The 7,751-nt window shown below is 73.2% G+C and carries 2 protein-coding genes and 1 pseudogene; all 3 read right to left on the minus strand.

What is annotated here, in order from left to right:
* Positions 1-3,388, minus strand: a 3,388-nt coding sequence (locus AQI95_RS50580; protein ID WP_482255593.1) for a type I polyketide synthase, incomplete at its 3' end; no start/stop codon positions are given.
* Positions 3,368-6,961 (minus strand): annotated as a pseudogene (locus tag AQI95_RS50585) (type I polyketide synthase); the annotation flags it as partial. The gene AQI95_RS50580 and the pseudogene AQI95_RS50585, both read right to left, overlap by 21 nt.
* 34 nt (positions 6,962-6,995) lie before the next feature.
* On the minus strand, positions 6,996-7,751 hold a 756-nt coding region (locus tag AQI95_RS34960; protein ID WP_244188940.1), incomplete at its 5' end, for an acyl carrier protein.

Below are 7,751 nucleotides of genomic sequence, written 5' to 3' on the forward strand. Positions count from 1 at the left end.
ACCCCGAACCGGCACCGCCGACCACCACACCGGGCGCACTCTCGCCACGCGCCAGCGCCCGCAGTCCGGCCAGTGCCTCCGCGTCCGAACCGGCGACCACCACCGCACGCTCACCCAGCACCGCACGGTCGGCGACCAGCGCCCCGGCGACACCCGGCAGCGGCACCTGACCGGCGTCCTCGATGAACGCGGCGAGCCGCCCCGCCTGGCCCGCCAGCGAACCGGCACTGCGCGCCGACACCACCAACGGCACCACATCCGCGGACACCAACGGTTGCTGTGCCTCCGCGGCAGATGCCTCGTCCTGCTCGGGCGCCTCCTCCAGGATCAGGTGCGCGTTCGTCCCGCTGACGCCGAAGGACGACACACCCGCGCGACGCGGGGTGCCCTCACGCGTCCACTCCCTCGCCTCGGTCAGCAGCTCCACCGCGCCCACGGACCAGTCCACCTGGGACGAGGGCTGCTGTGCGTGCAGCGTCGGGGGCAGCACGCCGTGCCGCAGCGCCTGCACCATCTTGATGACACTGGCCACGCCCGCGGCCGCCTGCGCATGGCCGATGTTGGACTTCAACGACCCGAGCCACAGCGGCTTCTCGGGATCGCGGTTCTTTCCGTAGGTCGCGAGCAGGGCCTGCGCCTCGATCGGGTCGCCGAGAGCGGTACCCGTGCCATGGCCCTCGACGATGTCCACGTCCGCGGGGGAAAGTCCGGCACTGGCGAGGGCCTTGCGGATGACACGCTGCTGCGAGGGGCCGTTCGGGGCCGTGAGGCCGTTGGACGCACCGTCCTGGTTGACGGCGCTGCCCCGCAGCACCGCCAGGACCTTGTGGCCGCGCTCGCGCGCCACCGACAGACGCTCCAGGACCAGGACACCGACGCCCTCCGACAGGCCCATGCCGTCCGCGCCCTCGGCGAACGCCTTGCTCCGGCCGTCGGCGGCCAGACCCCGCTGCCGCGAGAAGGCCATGAAGGTGGCGGGCGTGGCCATCACCATCGCGCCGCCGGCGAGCGCCATGGAGCACTCGCCCTGCCGCAGCGACTGGGCCGCCAGGTGCATCGCCACCAGCGAGGAGGAGCAGGCCGTGTCGACCGACACGGCCGGGCCCTCGAAGCCGAAGACGTACGACACCCGGCCCGACGCCACGCTGGACGCCAGTCCCGTGCCCGCGAAGCCCTCGACCTCCGGTGCGATCGCACCGGTCCCGTAGCCCTGGCCGGAGACGCCGGAGAACACGCCGACGTCCGATCCCTTCAGCGTGGTCGGGTCGATGCCGCCGCCCTCCAGGGCCTCCCAGGAGGCCTCCAGGAGCAGTCGCTGCTGCGGGTCCATCGCCAGCGCCTCGCGCGGCGAGATCCCGAAGAAGCCCGGATCGAACAGGCCGGCACCCTGGAGGAAGCCGCCCTGGCTGGTGTACGAGGTGCCCGCGTGGTCCGGGTCGTCGTCGAACAGGCCCTCAAGGTCCCAGCCGCGGTCCTCGGGGAAGTCCGAGACGGCGTCGACGCCGTCGACGACCAGCTTCCACAGCTCCTCGGGCGAGGAGACGCCGCCCGGCAGCCGGCAGGCCATGCCGACGATGGCGAGCGGTTCGTCGGGGTCGGCGGCCACGGCCACCGGAGTCACGGCCACCGCCGTCGACTCCGGCGCCGCGACGTCGCCGAACTCCCCGAGCAGATGGCGGGCGAGGGCCAGCGGGGTGGGGTAGTCGAAGACGAGCGTGGGGGGAAGTTTCAGGCCGGTCGCCTCACGGAGCCGGTTGCGCAGCTCCACCGAGGTGAGCGAGTCGAAGCCGAGGTACTTGAACGCGGTGTCCGCCCGGACGCCTTCCGCCTCGCTGTGGCCGAGCACGACGGCGGCCTGGGCCCGCACCAGATCGAGGAGCAGCGCTTCCTGTTCGGCGGCCGTGAGCCCGGCCAGCCGGTCGGACAGCTGCTTGTCGTCGCCGCCGGTGCTCGCCGCGCGGGCCTGCTGGCGGCCGGTCCGTACGAGACCGCGCAGCAGGTGCGGCACCGCCGCACCCGCCGTGGCGTCGGCCCGCACGCTCCGCAGGTCCAGTTTGACCGGCACGAGGAGCGCCTGCCCGGCGCCGAGAGCGGCGTCGAACAGCTCCATGCCCTCGGCCGCCGATATCTCCTGCACACCGCTGCGACTGGCGCGCGCCTGGTCGACGGCGCTGAGGTGGCCGGCCATGCCGAGGGACTGCTCCCACAGGCCCCAGGCCAGGGACAGACCGGGCAGGCCCGCCGCCCGGCGGTTGCTCATCAAGCCGTCCAGGAAGGCGTTGGCCGCCGAGTAGTTGCCCTGTCCGGCGCCTCCGGACAGGCCCGCCACGGAGGAGTAGACGACGAACGCGTCCAGCTCCAGGTCGCGTGTGAGCCGGTCGAGATGGCGTACGGCGTCGACCTTCGGCGCGAACACCGTGGCCAGCCGCTCCGGGGTCAGCGCCCCGATCAGCCCGTCGTCGAACACACCGGCCGTGTGGACCACACCGCGCAGGGGCTGTCCGTCCGGCAGCGAGGCCAGCAGCGCCTCGATCTGCTCGCGGTCGGAGACGTCGCAGGCCGCGACGGAGACCTCCGCGCCCTGTTCGGCGAGTTCGGCCACCAGCTCTCGTACGCCCTCGGCGTCCGGGCCACGGCGGCTGGCGAGTACCAGGTGCCGCACCCCGTGCCGGGCGACCAGATGCCGGGCCGCCAGGGCGCCCAGCGAGCCGCCGCCCGAGATCAGGACGGTCCCCTCGGGTCCGAACGTCGCGGCGGTGTCCGCGACATGACCGGTGGTTCGGGCGAGCCGGGGAATCGACATGCCGGTGCCGCGGACGGCGACCTGGGGCTCCGCACCGGCCAGCACCGGGCCCAGCACGGAGTCCAGGACCGTGTCCACGCCGCCTTCGTCGGCGGGGTCGGTGTCCAGCAGGACGAAGCGGTCCGGGTTCTCGGACTGGGCGGCGCGCACCAGTCCCCACACCGCCGCCCCGGCCGGGTCCGTCACCGCGCCCTCGGTACCGGCGGGCACCGCGCCCCGGGTCGCCACGACCAGCTGCGACTCGTCGAGGCCGTCCGAGGTCAGCCACGTCTGCAGCACGCCGAGCACACGGGAGGCGAGGGCCGACACGGCGTCCTCGTCGCCGCCGACGGCCTCCAGGACCACGGCCGTCGGTGCGGCACCGCTCGCGGCCACGGCCGCCACGTCGTCGGCCGTGGTCACCGGCACCCACGACGGCGGAAGCTCCGACCCGGGAACCGGGGGAAGTTCACTCCACTCCAGCCGGAACAGCGCGTTGGCGACCGCCGCGTCGACGGGCACCTCCAGCTGCTCGGCGGACACGGCCCGGGACACCAGCGACTCCAGCGTCACCACCAGGCCACCGGCCTCGTCGGCCGCCTGCACCGTCAGCGCGTCCGCACCGTTCGGCGCGATCCGCACGCGCAACGCCGAGGCGCCCGAGGCGTGCAGCACCAGGCCGTTCCAGGCGAACGCCAGCACCGGCGCCCCGGAGTCGTCCGCCGCCGCGTCCGCCGCGTTCCCGATCGTGGCGGCCTGCAGGGCGGCGTCGAGCAGCGCGGGATGGATACCGAACCGACCGGCTTCCTTGCGGTACTCCTCGGGCAGGGCGACCTCGGCGAAGACCTCCTCGCCGCGCCGCCACACCGCCCGTACGCCTTGGAAGGCGGGCCCGTAGCCGTAGCCGCGCTCCACCAGGTCGCCGTAGAAGTCGCCGACCTCGACGGGGCGGGCGTCCTGGGGCGGCCAGGTGGCGAGGTCGACCTCGGTCTCCTGCGCCGACGGCGCGGCCGACAGCGTGCCGGTGGCGTGCCGCGTCCACGCCTCCCCGTCGTCGGGGGCGTCCTCGCGCCGCGAGTAGACGGCCACGGAGCGCGAGCCGTTCTCGTTCGGCGCGTCCACGGCGACCTGGACGCGTACGCCGCCCTGCGACGGCACCACGAGCGGCGCCTCGATGACCAGCTCGTCCAGGGCACCGCAGCCGGCCTCGTCACCGGCGCGTACGGCCAGCTCGACCAAGCCACTGCCGGGAAGGATGACGACTCCGCCGACAGCGTGGTCGGCCAGCCAGGCATGGGACTTGAGCGACAGGCGCGAGGTGAACACCAGCCCGTCGGACTGCGGCAGCGGCACGACGGCGCCGAGCAGCGGGTGCTCGGCCGCCGTCTGCCCCAGGGACGCCGCGTCCGTCGCCGATCCGGTCTCGTGCAGCCAGTAGTGCTTGTGCTCGAAGGCGTACGTCGGCAGGTCCACGCCCGCCGATGCGGTTCCGGCGGGCAGGACGCCCGACCAGTCCACGGGGACACCGCGCACGAACACCTCGGCCATCGAGGCCAGCAGACGGCGCAGCCCACCCTCGTCACGCCGCAGCGAACCGGTCACCACCGCGTCCGCACCGGTGTCGCTCTCGTCGAAGATCTCGGTGATCGGCTGGACGAGGACCGGGTGGGCACTGATCTCCACGAAAGCCTGGTGGCCCTGCCGGATCAGCTCCGCCACGGCCGGGCCGAACCCGACCTGACCGCGCAGGTTCCGATACCAGTAACCGCCGTCCAGAACCCCGGCGTCCTGCACCCAACCACCCGTCACGGTCGAGTAGAAGGGGATCGCTGGCGCCTGGGCCTCGATACCGGAGAGTGTGTCGGCCAGAGTCTCCCGGATGTCCTCCACATGGCGCGTGTGCGAGGCGTAGTCCACCGCCACCCGACGCACGCGGACACCATCGGCGGAAAGGGCCTGAAGGGCCTCGTCCAGCGCCTGCGCGTCACCCGCGACCACCACCGACGACGGGCCGTTGACAGCCGCGACCTCGACCCGATCCGACCAAGACTCCAGACGTCCGAGCGCCTCGGCCTCGCTCAACGCAACGGACGCCATGCCGCCACGCCCGGCCAACCGCTCACGGATCGCCTGACTGCGCAACGCCACCACCCGCGCCGCGTCCTCCAACGACAACGCACCCGACACACACGCAGCCGCGATCTCACCCTGCGAATGGCCCACCACCGCATCCGGACGAACCCCGGCCGAGGACCAGACAGCGGCAAGACCCACCATCACCGCGAAACTGGCGGGCTGCACCACATCCACCCGCTCCAACAGCTCCGGCTCCTCGCCCCGCAGCACGCCCACGAGCGACCAGTCGATCCACGGCTCCAACGCCGCCGCGCACTCCGCAATCCGCTCTGCGAACACCGGGGACGACTCCAGCAACTCCCGGCCCATGCCCACCCACTGGGAACCCTGGCCCGGGAACACCCACACCACCTTGCCCGGCGTCCCCGAACCGGAGACCACACCGGCAGCGGCCTCGCCCTGGGCGAGCGCCCGCAGCCCCGCCAGCGCCTCCTCGTCGGAGTCGGCCACGACCACCGCACGCTCGCTCAGCACCGCACGGCCGGAGACCAGCGCCCCGGCCACCGACGCCAGCGGCACCCGGCCGGCGTCCTCGATGAACGCGGCGAGCCGCTCCGCCTGGCCCGCGAGGGACAACTCGCTGCGCGCCGACACCACCAACGGCACCACACCACCCGGCACCGGCACGTCCGAGCCAGGTATCGCCGCCTCCTCGGGCGCCTCCTCCAGGATCAGGTGCGCGTTCGTCCCGCTGACGCCGAACGCGGACACGCCCGCACGGCGCGGACGACCCACACGCGACCACTCCCGCGCCTCGGTCAGCAGCTCCACCGCACCCGCCGACCAGTCCACCTTGGACGAAGGCGCGTCCACGTGGAGCGTCGGGGGGAGCACACCGTGCCGCAGCGCCTGCACCATCTTGATCACACCAGCCACGCCGGCGGCGGCCTGCGTGTGCCCGATGTTCGACTTCAACGACCCCAGCCACAACGGCTTCTGCGGGTCCCGGCCCTGCCCGTACGTCGCCAGCAGCGCCTGCGCCTCGATCGGGTCACCGAGGACCGTACCCGTGCCATGCCCCTCGACCACGTCCACATCCGCCGGACCCAGACCCGCGTTGGCCAGGGCACCCCGGATCACCCGCTGCTGCGAAGGACCGTTCGGAGCCGTCAGGCCGTTGGACGCACCGTCCTGGTTCACCGCGCTGCCCCGCAGCACGGCCAGAACCTTGTGACCGCGCTCGCGCGCCACCGACAGACGCTCCAGCACGACCACACCGACGCCCTCGGCCCAGCCCGTGCCGTCCGCGCCGTCCGCGAAGGCCTTGCAGCGGCCGTCGGCGGCCAGGCCGCGCTGGCGCGAGAACTCGACGAAGGCACCGGGGTTGGCCATGACCGTGGCACCGCCGGCGAGCGCCATGGAGCACTCGCCCTGCCGCAGCGCCTGCGCCGCCAGGTGCATCGCCACCAGCGACGACGAGCAGGCCGAGTCGATGGTGACCGCCGGGCCCTCGAAGCCGAACACGTACGACACCCGGCCCGAGGCCACGCTCGTCGACCCGCCCGTGCCCGCGAAACCCTCCAGCTCCGGGGTGACCACGCTGGCGCCGGGCGCCACATAGCCCTGGCCGAACACACCGGAGAACACGCCGACATCGGCGCCCTTCAGGGAGACCGGGTCGATGCCGGCGCCCTCCAGGGCCTCCCAGGACGTCTCCAGGAGCAGTCGCTGCTGCGGGTCCATCGCCAGCGCCTCGCGCGGCGAGATCCCGAAGAAGCCCGCGTCGAACAGGCCCGCCTCGTGGAGGAAGCCGCCCTGGCTGGTGTACGTGGTGCCCGCGCGCTCCGGGTCCGGATCGAACAGGCCCTCAAGGTCCCAGCCACGGTCCTCGGGGAACCCCGTCACGGCGTCGCGGCCGTCACGCACCAGTCGCCACAGGTCCTCCGGACCCGCCACCCCGCCGGGCAGCCGGCAGGCCATGCCCACCACGGCCACCGGCTCCCGGGAGGCGTCGATGAGCCGGCGGTTCTGCTTCTTCAGCGAGCCGACCTCTTCGAGCGATGCCCGGAGCGCCTCGACGACTTTTTCATACGACGCACTCACTTGATTTCCCCAATCCTTCAGCGGTCCCGCGGAGTTAGTTGTCGCCGAGCGCCATCTGCACGAGATCGTCGACGTTCAGGTCGGCGATCGCCTTCTCGTCATCGGCGTCCTCCAGCACGCCGATCGCCGGGTCGCCGTCGTCGAGGGCGACCAGCTTGACCAGGGCGTCCATCAGCCCGGCTGCCCGGAACCGGGCGAGCGGGAGGGATGCGAGTGCGTGCCGCAGCCGGGCCTCGTCCACGTCCGGGTCGGCCGCGCCGCCGTCCGGGAACAGTTCGGTGTGGACGTGACGGGCCAGGGCCTGCGGGTTCGGGTAGTCGAAGACCAGGGTGGCGGGCAGTTTCAGGCCCGTCGCCTCGCGCAGCCGGTTGCGCAGTTCCACGGCCGTGAGCGAGTCGAACCCGGTGTCCTTGAACGCCGTGTCCGGCCGGACCCCGTCCGGACCGGCGTGCCCGAGCACGACCGCGGCCTGGGTACGCACCAGGTCGACAAGAGCCTTCTCCTGGTCGGCGGCGGGAAGCCCCGCGAGGCGGCGCATCAGCTCGCCGTCCCTGGCGGATCCCGTCCGTGCCTGCTGCCGGCCGGCGCGGACCAGGCCGCGCAGCAGGTGCGGGACACCGCCGCTCGCCGCCGCGTCGGCCCGTACGGCCCGCAGATCCAGCTTGGCGGGCACGAGGAGCGACTGTTCGGACCCGAGCGCGGCGTCGAACAGTTCCATGCCCTCCGCCAGGGTCATGATCTGGAGGCCGCCTCGGCGGGTCATCCGGGACCGGGTGAGGTCGTCGGTGTT

Origin of the sequence: Streptomyces yokosukanensis (genome assembly GCF_001514035.1) — a bacterium.
GTDB classification, from domain to species: domain Bacteria; phylum Actinomycetota; class Actinomycetes; order Streptomycetales; family Streptomycetaceae; genus Streptomyces; species Streptomyces yokosukanensis.